At 72.6% G+C, this 17,887-nt stretch carries 14 protein-coding genes; 10 read left to right on the plus strand and 4 right to left on the minus strand.

Annotation, left to right across the window (positions count from 1 at the left end; all coding sequences use genetic code 11):
• Positions 1-156 precede the first annotated feature (156 nt).
• Positions 157-1,707 (plus strand): hypothetical protein, encoded by a 1,551-nt coding sequence (locus ACIQM0_RS22695; RefSeq protein ID WP_401289405.1) that lies wholly within the window; start codon positions 157-159, stop codon positions 1,705-1,707.
• Positions 1,704-4,031, plus strand: a complete 2,328-nt coding sequence (locus tag ACIQM0_RS22700) for a glycosyltransferase (RefSeq protein ID WP_401289408.1) — start codon at positions 1,704-1,706, stop codon at positions 4,029-4,031. Before ACIQM0_RS22695 ends, ACIQM0_RS22700 begins: the two co-directional genes overlap by 4 nt.
• 91 nt (positions 4,032-4,122) lie before the next feature.
• On the opposite strand, the gene ACIQM0_RS22705 is transcribed toward ACIQM0_RS22700, so the two are convergent.
• Positions 4,123-5,496, minus strand: a complete 1,374-nt coding sequence (locus tag ACIQM0_RS22705) for a polysialyltransferase family glycosyltransferase (RefSeq protein ID WP_401289410.1) — start codon at positions 5,494-5,496, stop codon at positions 4,123-4,125.
• Positions 5,493-6,473: a glycosyltransferase family 2 protein gene (locus ACIQM0_RS22710; RefSeq protein ID WP_363022265.1), complete on the minus strand. Its 981-nt coding sequence runs from the start codon at positions 6,471-6,473 to the stop codon at positions 5,493-5,495. The genes ACIQM0_RS22705 and ACIQM0_RS22710 overlap by 4 nt, the downstream gene beginning before the upstream one ends.
• Before the next feature lie 220 nt (positions 6,474-6,693).
• Here ACIQM0_RS22710 and ACIQM0_RS22715 point away from each other — a divergent pair, with 220 nt between their 5' ends.
• The 6 genes from ACIQM0_RS22715 (at position 6,694) to ACIQM0_RS22740 (ending at position 12,870) form a co-directional block, all read left to right on the plus strand.
• On the plus strand, positions 6,694-8,082 hold the full coding sequence (locus ACIQM0_RS22715; protein ID WP_401289412.1) for a DUF6716 putative glycosyltransferase: 1,389 nt from the start codon (positions 6,694-6,696) through the stop codon (positions 8,080-8,082).
• 32 nt (positions 8,083-8,114) lie between these two features.
• Positions 8,115-9,371: a cytidylyltransferase domain-containing protein gene (locus ACIQM0_RS22720; RefSeq protein ID WP_401289415.1), complete on the plus strand. Its 1,257-nt coding sequence runs from the start codon at positions 8,115-8,117 to the stop codon at positions 9,369-9,371.
• 11 nt (positions 9,372-9,382) lie between these two features.
• A complete protein-coding gene (locus ACIQM0_RS22725) occupies positions 9,383-10,318 on the plus strand; it encodes an N-acetylneuraminate synthase family protein (RefSeq protein WP_401289418.1) in 936 nt (311 codons plus the stop codon).
• Positions 10,319-10,329: 11 nt separating this feature from the next.
• A complete protein-coding gene (locus ACIQM0_RS22730) occupies positions 10,330-11,388 on the plus strand; it encodes a hypothetical protein (RefSeq protein ID WP_363022272.1) in 1,059 nt (352 codons plus the stop codon).
• Positions 11,389-11,756: 368 nt separating this feature from the next.
• On the plus strand, positions 11,757-12,365 hold the full coding sequence (locus ACIQM0_RS22735; RefSeq protein WP_401289422.1) for a hypothetical protein: 609 nt from the start codon (positions 11,757-11,759) through the stop codon (positions 12,363-12,365).
• Between the two features lie 163 nt (positions 12,366-12,528).
• Positions 12,529-12,870 (plus strand): hypothetical protein, encoded by a 342-nt coding sequence (locus ACIQM0_RS22740; protein ID WP_401289425.1) that lies wholly within the window; start codon positions 12,529-12,531, stop codon positions 12,868-12,870.
• A 182-nt stretch (positions 12,871-13,052) separates the two neighbouring features.
• On the opposite strand, the gene ACIQM0_RS22745 is transcribed toward ACIQM0_RS22740, so the two are convergent.
• Entirely contained in the window at positions 13,053-14,213 is a 1,161-nt protein-coding gene (locus ACIQM0_RS22745) for a M48 family metallopeptidase (protein ID WP_401289428.1), read from the minus strand.
• A gap of 384 nt (positions 14,214-14,597) precedes the next feature.
• Entirely contained in the window at positions 14,598-15,830 is a 1,233-nt protein-coding gene (locus tag ACIQM0_RS22750; RefSeq protein ID WP_401289430.1) for an XRE family transcriptional regulator, read from the minus strand.
• Positions 15,831-15,958: 128 nt separating this feature from the next.
• Here ACIQM0_RS22750 and ACIQM0_RS22755 point away from each other — a divergent pair, with 128 nt between their 5' ends.
• A complete protein-coding gene (locus ACIQM0_RS22755) occupies positions 15,959-16,510 on the plus strand; it encodes a hypothetical protein (RefSeq protein ID WP_401289432.1) in 552 nt (183 codons plus the stop codon).
• Between the two features lie 129 nt (positions 16,511-16,639).
• Positions 16,640-17,878, plus strand: coding sequence for an amidohydrolase (locus tag ACIQM0_RS22760; RefSeq protein WP_401289435.1), 1,239 nt, complete (start codon positions 16,640-16,642; stop codon positions 17,876-17,878).
• Positions 17,879-17,887: the final 9 nt, after the last annotated feature.

The raw sequence follows: 17,887 nt of genomic DNA on the forward strand, positions 1-17,887 counted from the left end.
ACGGGCGGGCGGCAGCAGTTTCCCCCGCCGACAGGGCGAGTTCATCCCGCGGCCGTTCAGGTTTCCTAGCGTGCCGTGGAACCCCGAACGGTTGACGAACATCCGTCCGCCTCCCTACGCCCTTCACCCCACGGGCAGCAGACGCTTTGGAGCGCCATGACGAAAGCCCGCACCCGCTGGCCACGGCAGCGCGACGCACAGGACCCGGACCCGTCCGAGGACGGCACCGGGTCCCTCGCCGCCGTCCGGCCGACGGAGCTGGAGACCTGCCTGCGCGCCTGCGCCGCCCACAGCGGGAAGCTGGTCGCCGGGCTCGACCGGCGGCGCACGGCGCTCGCGGAGGCCCTGCGGAACCTGCTCGCCACCCACGCCACCATGGAGCAGACGCCCGCCGCCGCCCCGGCGCCCCTGCTGCGGCGCACCTCCAAGGGCCCCGCCGGCCCCGCCCTGATCCTCGGCGACCAACTGCTCGACCCGCTGCTCGCCGTCGGCAACAAGGCCCTGGACTGCGGTTACGAGGACGAGCTGAAGCTCGCGGTCCTCGTCACGGACACCGTGCTGACCCAGCGCAGACGCTCCCGCGCGGCCTGGCGGCTGCGGGCCCGCGTCCTGGAGGCGATGGGCGCGGAGAGCGACGCCGTCGAGGCGTACGAGCGCTACCTCGCCCTCACCGACGACGACGGCTTCGGGATCGCGGCGAGGACGGCCGGGCTGCGGGCCGGGGCGGAGCGCCAGGACGAACTGCTGCGGATGCTGGAGCGGGACTGCCCCGAGGCCGCGGGCTTCGCCGGGGAGCCGGTCACCGACACCTGGGCCGAGGGCCTGGCGCTGCACGCGCGCGGGGACCGGAACCGGGCGCGGTCCCGGCTGATCGGCGCGCTCCTGGCCCAGGAGCGGTCCGGCGCGCCGGTGCCGGAGATCCAGGAGGCCCTGGCCCAGTACCTCGGCCTCGCCCTGGAGGCCGCCGGGGCGCCGGGCAGCGGCGGCGCTCCCCGCACCACCGCGGGCGGCGAAGGCGCCGGTCACCTGACGGAGCTGATCGCGCTCTACGCCGGGCAGCGCCGGACCCGGATGCGCGGCCCGGTCGCCGACCCCACCTTCGGCGGGGTCGAATGGGTCACGCTCGGGGAGTTCCGCAACCACATCGCGGGCAAGTCGATCTGTCTGATAGCCAACTCGCAGCGCGTCGGCGCCGGTTCGATGGGCGCCGAGATCGACGCGTACGACCTGGTCGTCCGCTTCAACTCCTACCGGATCGACCCGGCCGCCACCGGCAGCCGCACCGACATCCACGTCACCATCCACAAGCACGGTTTCAACTGGGACCGCGAGGTCCACACCCGGCTGGTGTTCGGCGGGCTCTCCGGCGACTGGAAGTACTCGCTGCGCAACCGGCTGGTGCCGGGCGCCCAGCGGTACCTCGGGGACGAGTCGCTGCGCTGGCCGCTGCGCGACATCGGCAAGGTCGGCACGGACGTCTGGCCGTCCATCCCCACCAGCGGATTCAACATGCTGTGGCTGCTGGACCACCTGGACGTCAGCCCGCGGCTCGACCTGATCGGCTTCGACTTCTACGAGAGCGGCGCCTACCGGCTGCCCGCCGCGATGAAGATGCCGATCACCTCCGTGCACGAGTACACCAGCGAAAAGGCGTGGGTCATGGAACGCGCCCAGAGCGTCACCGATACGAGGATCCGACTGCGATGACGACGACGCCCCCTGCCGAGACACTCCCCGCCAACGCGCTCACCGGCAAGCGCCGGGTCGCCTTCGCGAGCTTCGTGGACGAGAACTACCTGCCCGGCTTCCTCGCCCTGCTGCGCAGCCTCGCCCTGTCCAACCCGGGGGTCTGCGAGGACTTCATCGTCCTGCACGACGGTCTGCGCCCCGCGTCCGTCGCCCGCATCCGGGAACTGCACCCGCGCGTCGACTTCCGCCGGGTCGACGCCGCGCACTACGACACGTACGCCAAGGGCGACCAGGACAACTACCTGGTGCGCAAGGCCTACTTCATCCTGGACGTCTTCCGGGTGCGCGACTACGACACCGTGATCACGCTGGACACCGACATGGTCGTCCTCGGCGCCCTGGACGAACTGCTGCGGCTGCGCGAGGGACTCGCCGCCGTTCCGCAGTTCTTCTACGGGCAGCACAAGCTCAACAGCGGGCTGCTGGTCATCCAGCGCGAGTACCTGAGCGACGCGTTCTGCGCACGGATCGACGAGACCGGCCGCAGCGGCGACTACGAGCTGGACAAGCACGACCAGGGCATCCTGAACGCCGTGCTCGACGGCGACTTCGTACCGCTCGACTCCCGCTACAACTACGTCAAGCGGCGGCTCTCCGGCGACCTCCCGGTGCCGGACACCACCGCGATCCTGCACTTCACCGGCCGGCACAAGCCGTGGCAGGGCGGCGAGGCCGGGTACGGACAGGCCGAGGAGCGCTGGCGCGAGTCCGAGCTGTCCGGCGCCGAGTTCCACGCCGCCTACCTGGCCCTCCCCGGCGCCAAGCACCACGACCTGCTGGTGCACTACGGCACCCCGCACGTCCGCCGCACCGCCGACCCCGACAGCGCCCGCCGGGTCGCCACCGCGCACATCGTCGCCGGTGAGTACCAGGAGGCGGCCGAACTCCTCGGCTCGGTCCGGATCCCCGTCGACGAGGCCTGGCCGCACGAGGTGCTCGGCCACGCCCTGATGAGCCTCTCCCGCTACGAGGAGGCCCGCGCCCAGCTCCTGCTGGCCGCCGCCGCCCCCAACCGGGCCGCCACCGCCTTCTCGCGCCTCGCCCAGATCGCCTGGATCCACGGCGACGACACGAGCGCGGCGCGGTACGCCCTCGAAGGGCTCGGCGTCGACCCCACCCACCGGGCCAACCGCCTGATGTACAAGCGCACCAGCGAGGCGGCCGCCCCCGACGAGGGACCGGCCGCCGACCAGCTCGCACACGTCGCCTTCTACATGGACCGGCAGGGCAACGCCGGGGACAAGCTGCTCCCTACGAGCGTCCGCCTCGCCTTCGGCCGCGACACCGGCCCGGCCCGCTGGCACTCCGTCCACGCCCACCGGCTGTTCGACGAGGCCGCGCTGGAACGGGTCAACGCCCGCCGCGGACTGGTCATCGGCGGTGGCGGCCTCTTCATCCCGGACACCGCTCCGAACGGCAACAGCGGCTGGCAGTGGAACGTCCCCGACGACATGCTGGAGCGGATCGACGTACCCGTCATGGTGTACGCGGTCGGCTTCAACGCCTTCGACGGCCAGGCGTACGGCCACGGCCGGGAACGCTTCCTCTCCTCGCTGCGCAAGCTGGTCGAGCGCTCCGCGTTCTTCGGACTCCGCAACCACGGATCGATCCGGAAGGTCCGCGAGCTGCTGCCGGCCTCGCTGCACGACAAGGTCCGCTTCCAGCCCTGCCCCACCACCGTCACCCGGCACCTGGTGGACGGCTGGACCGATCCCGCGCGGCGCGAGGACACCGTGCTGATCAACGCCGCGTACGACCGCTCCGGGCTCCGCTTCGGCCACGACTACGGGCACTTCCTCGCCGAGATGGCGACCGCCGTGAAGGGGCTCGGCGCCCGCGCAGAGGTGAAGTGCGTGGCCCATTCGCTGGACGACGAGCGGATCGCGTTCGACCTGCGGCGCGAGCACGGCATCGCGCTGCCGGTGATCCCGATGTACGACTTCGGCAACGACGCGATCCGGGACACCTACGCCAGGACCAAGCTGGTCATCGGGATGCGCGGGCACGCGGGCATGATCCCGTTCGGCTGCGGTACACCGGTCATCAGCCTGATCTCGCACCCGAAGATGGCGTACTTCCTGTCCGACATCGAGCGGCCCGAGTGGGGCATCTCCGTCCACGACCGCCACCTCGGCGCGCGGCTCGTGGAGCGGGCCGCCGGACTGCTGGACGACCACGCGGCGGCGGTGGCCGACGTGCACGGACGCCAGCGGGAACTGTGGAAGGTCACCGAGGCGAACGCCGCCGACCTCCAGCTGATCCAGGCCGGCGTGCGCGTCTGACAGCGGAACGGCACAACGGGTGAGGGGGTGGGCCGCCGAACGGCGCCCCGCCCCCTCACCCGCTGTCAACGGCCCCCGGTTCAGGCCCGGCTCACCGCCGCGCGCCCGGCCGCAGCGCCTTCGCCCGCCGCGCCACCCGGCGCACCGCGGCGCTCCGCGGCAGGAACGCGAGCTGCTCGGGCACCCCGCCCGGCAGCGCGAGCGAGGTCAGCCGCCTGCGCTTGAAGTAGCGCCGGGTCGCGGCCGCGGGACGGCCGGCGAGATACCGCTCCGCGACCGGGCGGAGCCCCGGATAGATCTTCGGCTGCATGGCGAAGCCGACCGCGCTCACCAGGTCGTTCAGCCCGTCCGGTGCCACCGCGGGCACCGCCGCGCCCGCGCCCCGGTCCTCCAGGTCCGGCACCAGCGCGTCCACCAGCGTGACCGGAATCCGGTTGCTGTTCTCGAACGGGGTCAGCCGGTCGAGCAGCTTCTCCGTGCCGACCCGCGCCACCGGCAGCCCGTAGAACGCGGACGCCGTGAGCAGCGCCGTGGAGAAGCAGCCGACGACCAGGGCGGGCCGCATCCGCCGGTACAGCACCTCGGCGAGGACCGGGGCGGTGAGCACCCCCGCGTCCAGCACGGTCAGCTCCGCACCGAGCCGCTCCGCCTCCGCCTCCATCCCCCGCGACCACTGGGCCGGGGCCGTCGGATGCGGTTTGAACACCAGCCGGGTGTGGCCGAGCCGGACCGCGCCGCGCATCATCCGCAGATGCAGCTCCTCCTCCTCCGCCGCACTGATCAGGCCGAGCGCGGAGAGGTACTGGCCGAGCAGCAGCGCGGGCGCCCGCGCGGACGGCACGCCCGCCGCGACGTCGGGCGCGTCGCCCAGCTCACCGAGCACCTCGAGGAAGGCCTCGGTCGGCACGATCCGCGGCGCCACGCCGAACTCCGTGAGCAGCAGCGGCCGCAGCCCCGGCACCAGATCGAGATGGAGCAGCCGCCGCACCCGGGTGCCGACCAGCGGGTCGATCTTGTTCCGGGTCGGGCCGTAGCTCATCAGCCCGTCCGCGTACACGTCGATGGGGGCGCCGGTGAAGATCTGGGCGATGGCCATGGCCGGGTCGACCTGGATCGACTCCACGGCGATCTCGACGGCGTCGTCTCCGAGTCCCCAGGCGAGCCGCAGATGCCGCTCCCACAGCGGTACGTCGTCGGGGCGCGGGGACCAGCCGCCCGGGTGGTGCGGGGCGATCGTCGCGTTCCACGACACGACGTCGTCGAACCGGCCGCGCAGCACCTCGAACCCGGGCATCGCGTCGAGAGCGGTCGCCGTCTCCGGGATCGCCGCGTTGTTCGAGACGAGCAGGACGCGGCGGCCCGCGTCCGCGAAGAGACCCGCGTCCAGGGCGGCGGCGAGCGTGGCCGTGCCGTAGAGGGTGGAGGCGAAGAAGATCTGCGTCGTACGGGCCCGGCTGCTGCTCACGCGGCCGCCACCTCCTTCGCGGCGGACCGGCGGCGCAGCCGGCGCAGCAGGGTCGCGCGCTTGACGTCCATCGAGTCCAGGGCCTCGTCCAGCACATCCTGCGGCATTCGCCCGAGAGCGCCGGCGCTCATCGATTTCAGCGCACGCGCCACAGCGGGTTCGAATCTTTCGATCGAACCCATGTGATGGGAAATGATCGCGCAATAGTTCCGGACCGCTTTCGGCAGGAGTTCCCGCGCATCGCGGTCCGCCGCTGTTTCCCGTACGACCTGGTCGAACGAGCGAATGAAATCGAGCTGGCGCATATCACCGATCTGGGTGAGCGACGAGGCGACGCCGCGTCGGTAGAAGATTCCGAGAAGTCCCAGCACCGCGAAGGAATCCGCCTCGCGGTGCAGCCGCCAGATCCACGGCCGGTCCTCCGCGGTGCGCAGACCGTCCGTGAAGTGCAGCAGCCCGCGGTCCAGCAGCCGGCGGTGGTAGAGGCCCGCCCAGGCGTACGCGTAGTCGACCGAGGTGCTGCGCCCGGCGGGCAGGATCGCGTCCCGGGGCGCCATCACCTCGCCCCTGGGACCGTGCGGGACGCGCTGGACGGTACGGGTCCTGCCGTCGGCCTGCACATGGTCGGTACGGACGAAGTCACAGCCCAACGCCTCGGTCCTGGAAAGGAGTTCGGCGTAGAAACCGGGGGCGAGCCAGTCGTCGCCGTCCAGGAAGGCGAGGTACTCGCCGCGGGCCGCGTCCAGACCGGTGTTCCGGGCGGTGGCCAGTCCGCCGTTCTGTTCGTGTCTGCGGACGACCACCCCCGGAATCTCGTCCTGCGCGCGGCGCAGCATGTCCGCGGTCCCGTCGGTCGAGCAGTCGTCGACGAGAATGAACTCGAAGTCCTCGCGGGCGTTCGCCCGCAGGCTTCTCAGGGTGTCGGGGGCGTATGTCTGCACGTTGTAGAACGGCACGATGACGGAGAGCTTAACCACCCGCATCACGCTAGTTCCGGGCCGGGCATTCGCCCTTGCGGCCGTACGGACGCGGGGTGAACGGCACCCGTCGAAATGATGAACCGGTAAGCACCCGGGGGTGCCTTTCCGGCCCGTTCGAGCGGTCCGGCGGCGGGTTGGGCAATCGTCGGTGGGCTGTTAACCCTTTGTTGCTGTCACGTTGGGCTGCGCACCCCCGGGCCTTCCTACCTTCTTGGACGTGCCCCCTCGTCACAGTAATTCGACTTCTCCGGCAGAACCGGAATCCACGGACGCGCCGCCCCCGGCGCTCCGGGTGGCCGTGCTCGCCGACTCCGACACCCGATGGAAGTGGGGCGCGCTCACCGCGCGCCGGCTGGCCTCGGGCGACGGCCGTGCGGGCACGCCCCGGGCGGAGATCAGCGGACTGCTGCTGCGCGGCCGGGCGACCCCGACCCCGCGCCAGCTCGCCGAGGTCGGAGACGTCGGCATCGCCACCGACCGGGTGCGCGAGGTGACGGCGGCCGAATTCCTGCACACCGTGCGCGACGAGGGGTACGACCTGGTGGTCCTCGCCCTGGTCGGCGGCGCCGTCCAGGCGATGCTGCACGGCCTCGCCGCACTCCGGCTGCCCGCCAGACCCGTCGTCGTCACCGGCTACGTCGGCGTCGTCTACGAGAAGCTCGCGGACGGGCTGCTGCTGCGGCACGGCGCCGACGTCGTCCTCGCCAACTCCCGCCACGACGCGGAGCGTTTCCGCGCGGTGTACGAGGGAGTGGGCGCCGACGCCTCGGCCGTCACGGAGGCCGCCCTGCCGTTCCTCGGCGGCGCCCCGTACACCCCCGAACCGGGCCGCGACACCGTCGTGTTCGCCGCCCAGCCCTCCGTGCCGGCCTCCCGCGCCGACCGTACGTACCTGCTGCGCAGGCTCGTCGAACACGCCAGGCTGCACCCGGGGCGCGAGGTGCTGCTGAAGCTGCGCTCCAAGCCGGGCGAGCACACCACCCACATCGAGGAACTCCCCTACCAGCGGCTCGCCGAGCGGCTGCCCGGCGGGCTCCCGCCCAACTTCCGCCTGGTGTACGGGCACATGGGCGAGGTCCTGGACCGCACCGACCTGCTGGTCACCGTCTCCTCGACCGCCGCCCTGGAATCCCTGCACCGGCGCATCCCCACCGCCGTCCTCACCGACCTCGGGGTCCGCGAGACCCTCGGCAACCACCACTTCATCGGCTCCGGCCTGCTCACCTCCTGGGACCACCTGGACGGCGGCGCCCACCCGGAGCCGGACGAGCACTGGCTGTCCGGCCAGGGCGTCGCCGCCGACGGCGGCTACGACGCCGCCTACGACACCGCACGCGCCCGGGTCGCCGCCCTGCTGGCGAAGGACCGGCTGCCCGGCCCGGCGCCCTACTACACGCCCGCCACCGCCCCCGGCTACCTCCCCGGCATCCTCGCCCGCCACCACCTGGCCCCCGACGGCCACCCGCTGCCGGGCGCCCCCGCGACCGGGGAGACCGGCCGGGTCAGGGGAGCGGTGCGCGAGGCGGTCCGGGACGCGGCGCGGGGCGCGTACCGCCACGGCGTCCAGCGGGTCGCCCCGGTCATCCGGCGGATGGGCGAGCTGTGAACACCCCTACCAAGACACCCCCGGGAGCAGCGATGACGCAGCCCACCACACCGCCCACCGTGCTCGCCGTGATCCCCGCCCGCGGCGGATCCAAGGGCGTACCGGCCAAGAACCTCGCCCAGGTCGGCGGCGTACCACTGGTCGTCCGCGCGGTCCGCGCCTGCCTGGCGTCGGCCGAGGTGACGGACGTCGTCGTGACCACCGACGCCCCGGCCGTCGCCGAGGCCGTCCGCGCCGCCGGCGAAGCGCTCGGCGAGAGCGCCCGGGTCCACTGCGTACGGCGCCCCGAGGCCATCGCGGGGGACACCGCGACCAGCGAGGCCGCCGTGCTGCACGCGATGGACAGCTACGAGGCCGAGCACGGCCGGAGCGTGGACGTCGTCCTCCTCGTCCAGTGCACCAGCCCCTTCGTCGCCCGCGAGGACATCGACGGCGTCGCCGCCGCGGTCTCCCGGGACGGCGCCGACACGGCCGTCACCGTCGCCCCGTTCCACGGCTTCCTGTGGCGCGACGGCAGCGCGGTCGAGGACCACAACTACGGCGTCAACCACGACAAGTCGGTCCGCCCCCGCCGGCAGGACCGCCCCGAGGACCTCCTCGAGACCGGCGCCGCCTACGCGATGGACGCGGCCGGCTTCCGCACCCACCGCCACCGCTTCTTCGGCCACACCGCCCTGGTGCGCACCGACCCGGCGCGGGTGCTGGAGATCGACGACCCGAACGACCTGGCCCGCGCTCGCGCCCTGGCCCCGCTCCTGGACCCGGCGCCGCTGCCCACCCGCGACGACATCGACGCGGTCGTCCTGGACTTCGACGGCACCCAGACCGACGACCGGGTCCTCATCGACGCCGACGGCCGCGAGACGGTCGCCGTCCACCGGGGCGACGGACTCGGCATCGCCGCGCTGCGCAGGGCGGGCCTGCCCCTCCTGATCCTCTCCACGGAACAGAACCCGGTCGTCGCCGCCCGCGCCCACAAACTCCGCGTCCCCGTCCTGCACGGCATCGACCGCAAGGACCTCGCGCTCAAGCAGTGGTGCGACGAGCAGTCCATCGCCCCCGAACGTGTCATGTACGTCGGCAACGACGTCAACGACCTCCCCTGCTTCGCACTCGCCGGCTGGCCCGTCGCCGTCGCGAGCGCCCACGACTCGGTACGCGCCGCGGCGCGCGCCGTGACGGTCACACCCGGCGGCTTCGGCGCCATCCGCGAGATCGCGGCCTGGCTGCTCGGCCCCACCCTCACCGACCACCTCTCCACCCCCACCGGCTCCACCCCCACCGAGTAAGGACCACGCTCATGAACACCTCACGACTGCGCACCCTCGGCGACCGCACCGCGGGCCCCGGCCACCCCGTCTACGTCACGGGCGAGATCGGCATCAACCACAACGGCGACCTCGACAACGCCCTCGCGCTGATCGACGCCGCCGCGGAGGCCGGCTGCGACGCCGTCAAGTTCCAGAAGCGCACCCCGGAGATCTGCACCCCGCGCGACCAGTGGGACATCGAGCGCGACACCCCCTGGGGCCGGATGACGTACATCGACTACCGCCACCGCGTCGAGTTCGGCGAGACCGAGTACCGGGCCATCTCCGAGCACTGCGCCGAGCGCGGCATCGACTGGTTCGCCTCCCCGTGGGACACCGAGGCCGTCACGTTCCTGGAGAAGTTCGACGTCCCCGCCCACAAGGTGGCCTCCGCCTCCCTCACCGACGACGAACTGCTGCGCTCGCTGCGCGCCACCGGCCGCACGGTGATCCTCTCCACCGGCATGTCCACCCCGCGCCAGATCCGTCACGCGGTCGAGGTGCTCGGCTCGGACAACATCCTTCTCTGCCACGCCACTTCGACGTACCCGGCGAAGGCGGAGGAGCTGAACCTCCGGGTCATCAACACCCTTCAGCAGGAGTACCCCAACGTCCCGATCGGCTACAGCGGCCACGAGACGGGCCTGCAGACCACCCTCGCGGCCGTCGCCCTCGGCGCCGCCTTCGTCGAGCGCCACATCACCCTCGACCGCGCCATGTGGGGCTCCGACCAGGCCGCGTCCGTCGAGCCCCAGGGCCTCACCCGCCTGGTCCGCGACATCCGCACCATCGAGGCGTCCCTCGGCGACGGCGTCAAGAAGGTGTACGAGTCGGAGCTCGGCCCGATGAAGAAGCTCCGCCGGGTCCCGGGCGTCGTCGCGGAGAGCGGTGAGACGGCCCAGGCCGCCGAGCCGCTCGCGGTCTGACGGGCAGACCGGTGAACCTCGCCTTCGTCGAGAGCCCGGTCCAGCTCCTGAACGTCCTGGAGTGGGCCTACACAGAGGGAGGCGGCGGCCGCGTCCTCGCGGACGTCACCGTCGTCGTCCTCCCTCCGGTCGACCCGATGTCGCGCGGCCAGCTGCGCCGGATGGCGGAGCTGGCCCGCGACGAGGGCGTCACCGTGCGCTGGCAGGAGGCGCGCGGCGACTCGGGCACCCCCCTGAAGTCGCTGCGCGCCCTGACCCGGCTCGTCCGCAACGCCGACCACATCGTCATCGGGGACCCGTTCTCCCGCTACGTACAACTGCTGCTCACCCTGGTGCGGCCGCGCCGCCTCACCGTGGTCGACGACGGCACCGCCACCATGGAGTTCGTCGCCCAGATCACCCGCGGCGAACGCCTCACCCGCTGGCACCGCCGCGGCGGATCCAGCCCCCGCGACCTGGCCCTGGCCCCGGTCACCGCCACCGCGCGGCGCCGCTTCACCCCGTCCGCGGCCCGCGAGGTCGAACTCTTCACCGCGATGCCGGTGATACCGCCGCCCGGCATCACCCTCATCCCCAACACCTTCTCCTGGACCCGCTCCCGCTTCGGCCCGCCGCTGCTCACCAAGGGCGCCGACCTGGTCGGCACCTCCCTGGTGGAAACGGGCGTGGTCGACCGCGCCCCGTACCTGGAGGCGGTCGCCGAGCTGGCCCGCACCCACGGCGCCACCCGCTACTTCGCCCACCGCCGCGAATCCACCGAGAAGCTCCACGCCCTGGAAGCCGCCACCGGCCTGGAGATCGTCCGCCCCGACCTCCCCCTGGAACTCATCGCCCGCCGCGGCCCGATCGGCCGCACGGTCCTGAGCTTCCCCTCCACGGTGGTCCACACCCTGCCCCTGGCCCTGGTCGGCACCGAGGTGAAGGTCGCGGTCTGCGACATCGCCCCGGAGTGGCTCCGCGAAACGGCGTCCCCGCGGGCCCAGGGCTTCCTGGCCGGCGTCACGGAGACGGCCCGCGACGTCCAGCGGCTGGCGCCGTGGAGGGCGACGGCGGTGACGAGGGAGGCATGAGCCGGGCGGACTTGGCCCAGCCGGCCTGGCAGGGTCAGACGGGCATGACCTGTACGTCGTAGGAGGGGATCCACTTGTCTCGGGTCAGGATGGTCATCCCCTCGGTCCGAGCCTGCGCGATCAGTATCCGGTCGAAGGGTGCGTCCTGGCCTCATGGACGTTGTACTGACGCGCTGCTTCCACGGCTGCCTCGCAGGGCCGGATCGATAGGCGGACCAACCGTTTGACCAACCCTGAACCGCGGCGAGCGGACCCGCTCCGGCCGCCGACCCCGAGTCCACCCCCAGGTGCCGCGGGCATCCGGACCAGGGTCGGCCCGGGGCCATCCCCGATAGCGGCCAGGGACACGCCGAGACGATCATCGAAGCATGCAGACCACGGACATGACGCTACGTCAGGACAGCTTCATCGCAAGGAAGTTCCTCCTGGGTCCGGCCCTGATGGCCGGCTACGGCCTGGTGCGGCTGGCCGGGCGGGCGGTGGGGGACTACGGGCCCGGGGTGTGGTGGTCGGTGGCGCACCTGCTGTTCCTGGCCGGGGTGCTCGCGTTCGTTCCGGTCTTCCGGGGCCTGCGGGCGCCGGACGGGGTACGGGGCGCCGGACGGGCCGGGGTCCGGGTGGCGGCCGGGGCCGGGCTGCTGGGGGTGGCCGCGGTGGCGGTCCAGGCGGTGATCGACCTGGCGGTCGGGTTCGTCGCGGCGGACGACGAGGCCATGAGCGACATGTTCGAGAAGGTGCAGGACGTGCCCGGTGTGATGCCGGTGGTCTACACAGCGGTGCCGATGCTGTTCTGGTTCGGGCTGCTGGCGCTCGTCACCCTGCTCGCGTTCCTCCGCCGCGACGACGTCCCGGCCTGGTCCCCAATGCTGGTGCTGGCCGGGACCGCCATGATGGCCGTGAGCCTGGACCTGCTGACAGTGGGAGCCCTGTGCATCGGACTGGCCCTCTTCCCGGTGCGCCGCGGGCTGCCGGACTGACGGCGGTCCCGGACTCCTGCGAGGACGGCGGCTCGACCTTCGCACGGCATGGTGGAGCGCCCATCGGGCGGGAAGTCGCACGGAGTGTCCCTGGTGATGCCCTGCGGGCAGACCTGGTTTCTTCGGCATCGGAAGCGTGCCGTTTCGACGAAAGCAGCTCTCCATGCCGATTCCTGTCACCCGCGTGCTGCCCTGGACCGGCGCCGACGGCAGGACGTGTCTGCTGATCACCGATCCTGAGGCACCCGGCCCCGTGTCCCGGGTAGCGGATCGGATCGAGGCGGTACAGCTCGGCATGGGAATGGGGCTGATCGAGCACGCGCGGGACATGCTGGCCGATCCGGAGGCCGACCCCGGGCAGGTCCGCTACCTCGCAGGCCGGCTCACCGAGTCGCTGCGGGACGTTGTGTGCGTCGCCGTGAGCCGTGGGAACCGGCTGCACGGGAGCGCTCAGGACGCGACCGGGTCGAGCGTCGCGGACGGTCACCGATCATCTCGTGGGTGACGCGCGCCCCGGCCGGAACCAGGGCCTGTATGGGGTTGTCCCGCGGCGTCACGGGGCTGGGCACGCACGCTCGCGGCGTTGCCGAAACGCCCTGGTAGCTCCGCCACAAGAGCGTTTCGGCGCCTTGCGACCGCACGCACCCAGCCCCGCTCCTCCTTCCGCGTGACAACCCCATACAGGCCCTACCCGCCGTTCAGGATGCGGCGCGCCACGAGCTTCCGTGCCCCCGAGAGTTCGGTCCGCACCGCGGAACCGCGCGCCGCGTCCACGGTGACCGCCGCCGGCAGGGCGGCGACGGCCAGTAGCCGGGATCGGCGCAGGTGGGTCGGGGGGTGCGTGGAGTCGACGCTGTGCCCGCGCAGGGCGCCCCGGCGGCGCCGGCGTTCGTACTCGCTCGCCGGAATGGACTCCGTATGGGCGGCCAGCCGGTCCCACAGGCCGCTCTCGGCGTCACCGGCCGCCCCGCGGTGGCCGCGCAGCGCGTTGGACTCGCGCAGCAGGGTGGCATCGGCGGAGCCGGAGACCATCAGCGCGTCCATCAGCCCGACGGCGGCCTCCGTCGAGCCGCACCGGGCGGCGAAGGAGTCGGCCAGGTACTCGCCGCGCTGGGTGGCGCGCAGGGTCAGGTGGTCGAGGGCCATCGCGGCGCCGAGCACCGCGCCGCGGGGGAGCAGATAGAGGGCGTTCAGCACGGCTTCGGGGACCGTGGGGCTCTCGATCCGGCTCAGCAGGTAGAGCCAGGTGCGCAACGAGGCGAGCGCGTTTCCGATGACCAGGCCGTGCCGGGTGTCGCCGCCTGCGTAATGGCCGAGTTCATGGCCCAGCAGTGCGATCCGCTGACCGGCGGTGAGCATCTCCCAGAGGCCGAGACCGATGGTCAGCAGCCTGCGGCGCCGCAGGCCGTACGTCGACACGCTCGCGTTGGTCTCTCCGTTGACCGCGACCGCGTGCACCCCGGTCGTCCCCACCGTCCCGGCGATCTCGTCGATCAGGGCGAACAGCTCGGGCGCGTCCGACCGGTACAGCACCTGTTCGTCCTCGGGCAGGCGCGAGAACCGGGGGCGCAGGAGCCAGGAGATGAGCAGGCACAGGGCGCCGAGGGCCGGGAGCGCGCCGCCCCAGCCGAGAACGACCAGCAGCACTCCGCCGACGAACAGCGCGGCCGTGAAGCCGTGGACGGCCGACGCCAGCGCCAGGGCGAGGACGCTCGCCGCGTCGCGCCGGGGGCGCAGGGCCTCGTCCGTCGTCACCTCGGCCAGCAGCCGCTCCCCGTGCTCCCGGGCCAGCCTGCGCCGCAGGGCCTCCAGCCGCCCGCCCGCCTCCTCGGGCTCACCCGGGTCCACATTCCAGTCGCAGGCGGCACACCACGGTACGAACCTCTGGTCCGTCCGGATCTCCTCCCCGCACTCCGGGCATGACTGAACGCGCTCCTCCACCGTGCCGAGCACTGCTGAGGCCCCCCTCGTCCGACGGCCCCCCCAGGAACCGTTCACGTGATGCCGGACGCGTGTCCACGTCCGACGGCAACGACGCAGCGTAAGCCGCCAGTCGATGGGGTGTACAGGCGGTTCGGACCGGTACGGCCCGGGAGAGTCTCCTCCATGCCGCCCCCGAATCTGCCCCGAGGGAGACGCGGGTCATCCCCGGTCAGGCGGTGACCGATCCGGCGGTCGGGTTCGTCGCGGCGGACGGCCGGTCCATGAGCGACATGTTCGAGACGTGGCCTCCTACGACGGCGGCTCGACCGTCCCCACGCGCAGGTACTCCGCGAACCTGATGTGGCCGAGGGAGGCGTACGCGTCGCCGTTGTCGCCCGGGGCGCGCGATCCGAACTCGGACGTGAAGCTGAACTCGCGGGCGTTCTTGACATTGAACGCGCCGTACTCCTGCAGCGCCTTCGCGATCATCCGCTCGTACGGCTTGAGCGAGGTGTCGGCGTCGATGTCGTACGAGGGGTCCAGCCAGATGAACTGCCCCGCGCGCCACAGCCCTTGGCCCTTGCCGTCGCTGCCGACCGCGGGGAGGACGTGCCGGCCGTTGTTGTCCGGGGTGCCGAAGCTCAGGGCGTGATCGATGCGGCCGGCCTTCCAGTCCGCGCGGGTGATCAGTCCGGCGAGGCGGGACAGGCCGCTGCCCGTTTCCCGGCCCTTCTCCGAGACCGACGAGCCCCGGGTGTCGGAGACGGCTCCCCACTCGCAGCTCGGCCTGCCGTCCACCACCTCGGTCCGCCAGCACTCCATCGCCCGCCCGTCCGGTCCGATCACCACCGTCCACTCACGGTCCGGTGCGGGCGCCTTCCACGACGGGTCCCAGGGGAAGGCGGCACCGTCGAAGGGGTTGGCCCCCCACTGGCCGACGTGCTTGCGCGGAGTGACGTCGTAGGTCCGTGTGCCGGACGTGGCCCGGTACACCAGGGAGCCGGCCGTGCCGGTGTACAGCTCCACCCGGCCCGTGGCGAGCAGGCCGGTGACCATCCGCGCGGAGTCGGGCGACAGACGGGGACGCGGATGCCGCTGGTTGAAGGCGTCGTCGTCGGCGAAGAAGCGGGAGGAGCCGCCGGCCGCGTCCGGCGGTGGCGCCTCGTGCCCCGGCCGGATCGCGAGGACCGCCACGGTGACCGCCAGCGCGAGCACGACACCACCCGCGACGGCGACGACCGTCCGCCGCCGTCCCCGCCGGGGCGCGGTACCGGAACCGGCGTTCGCCGCCAGCCACCGCCGCTCCCACTCCCCGCGGTCGCCGCCACAGAACTCCGCGTAGGCCAGGGCGACTTCGAGGGGTGGCAGCAGGCTGCCCTCCGCCGCGTCGGACAGGGCGCCGGGCGACTGGCCCGTACGCGCGCTCATCTGTCGGTACGACGGCGTGCCCGCCGCGCTGCGCAGGGCCCGTAACCCGTGGGCGAACCGCGCTGCCGAATCCGCCGCCGGATCGTCCGGCGGGGGCTGTGATGCTGCGGCCACCTGTCCGTCCTCCAAGCCATGGTCCGGGATCGTCCATGTGTGACGTCTGGTCTGCCTTCCCGAGTCTAGGAGGAGCGAATATCCGCGAAAAGGCCGCGTCCGGCGGCGTATCGCAGAAAATGGACCGCATGGACCAAGCGTGGGCGGCCCTGCTGGGAACCGGGCTGGGCGTCGCCGGAACCCTGTGCACCTCCGGGCTGACGTACGCGTCCGCCCGGCGGCAGGCGCATGACCAGGGGCTGGTCGAGCACGGGCGGGCGCTGCGGGGTGAACGCCGTGAGGCGTACCTCGCGTTCATGCAGGCGGCGGAGCCGGTCGACGACGTGCTGCACCGGATCGCGCACCAGGACGGTGTGCCGGCTTCAGCCCGGGACACCCCGCCGGCGGTCGAGGTGCTGGACGCGGCGGTCCAGGAGCTCGGGAGCGCGGTGTTCGCGCTGTACAAGGCGCAGGCCCGGCTCGACCTCATGGGGCCGGAGCCCGTGGCCGAGGACGCCGTGAACGTGTGGTCGGACGTGCGGTCCCTGCGGGCCCACCTCGAAGGGGCGCTCCACGGGGTGCGCGAGGGGCTGCCGGACGACGGGTACCGCACCGGCCTCGAAGACGCGGTCGACGCGGTGGAGAGGAGCCGGGAGAAGTTCACCCGGAGCGCCCGCGAGGTGATCACGGCTCCACCGTGAGAGCGCGCGGGAGTTTACCCACCTCGGTGTCGGCCCACACGCCGTGACCCGGTCATTTAGTTCGCCTATGTGGCTGAACTTTTCTTGTTTCATGGTCAGTTGGAGGGGGAACGGCTTTACGCTTCACCAGTGAACCACTCGACGTCCAGCGTTTGTGAAGCCCAGCCGCCCGCAGCAGAGGCCCTGCCCGGCACGCTGCCAGAAGCGCTGCGCGCCGAGCTGATCGCCTTCCGGCGCGATCTGCACATGCACCCCGAGCTCGGCAACCAGGAGTTCCGCACCACCGCGGCCATCAAGGCCCGGCTGGAGCTGGCGGGCCTCGAGCCCCGGGTGCTCGCCTCCGGGACCGGGCTCATGTGCGACGTGGGGACGCGGAGCGAGGCCACCCGGCCCATGCTGGCGCTGCGGGCGGACATCGACGCGCTGCCGATCCCGGACACCAAGACGGGCGTCCCCTACCGCTCCACCGTGCCCGACCGGGCGCACGCCTGCGGGCACGACGTCCACACCACCGCCGTGCTCGGCGCCGGTCTCGTGCTCGCCGGGCTGGACCGGCAGGGGCTGCTGCCCAACCCGGTGCGGCTGATCTTCCAGCCGGCCGAGGAGGTGCTGCCCGGCGGGGCGCCCGACGCGATCGAGTCGGGGGTGCTGGAGGGAGTCGGCCGGATCGTCGGGGTGCACTGCGACCCGAAGGTCGACGTGGGGCGGATCGGGCTGCGGGTCGGGGCGATCACCTCCGCCTGCGACCGGCTGGAGCTTTCCCTGGACGGGCCCGGCGGCCACACCGCCCGCCCGCACCTGACCACCGACCTGGTCACCGCCGCCGCCAGGGTGGCGACCGAGGTCCCCGCGCTGCTGGCCCGCCGGGTCGACGCGCGGGCCGGGCTCGCGGTGACCTGGGGGCGGCTGGAGACCGGGCACGCCTGCAACGTGATCCCGCAGCACGCCGAGCTGTCGGGCACCGTCCGCTGCCTGGATCTGGCGGCCTGGCGGGCCGCCCCCGATCTGGTGCACGCCGCGATCGACGAGGTGGCCGGAATGCACCGGGCCAAGACGGTGATCAACTACATCAGGGGCGTCCCGCCCGTGGTCAATGACGCCGCCGCGATCGATCTGCTCGCCGGGGCCATGACCGCCCGCCGCGGATCGTATGCGATCGAGGACACCGAACAGAGTCTGGGCGGGGAGGACTTCTCCTGGTATCTGGAGCACGTACCGGGCGCGATGGCGCGGCTCGGAGTGCGGACGCCCGGCGACACCTGCGGGCTGGACCTGCACCGGGGCAACTTCGACGCGGACGAGGAAGCGATCACCGTGGCCGTGGAGCTCTTTACCGCCTCTGCGTTACTGGACGGTAATCATCTGTAACCGGACAGG

This window comes from Streptomyces sp. NPDC091387, from assembly GCF_044756945.1.
GTDB lineage: Bacteria > Actinomycetota > Actinomycetes > Streptomycetales > Streptomycetaceae > Streptomyces.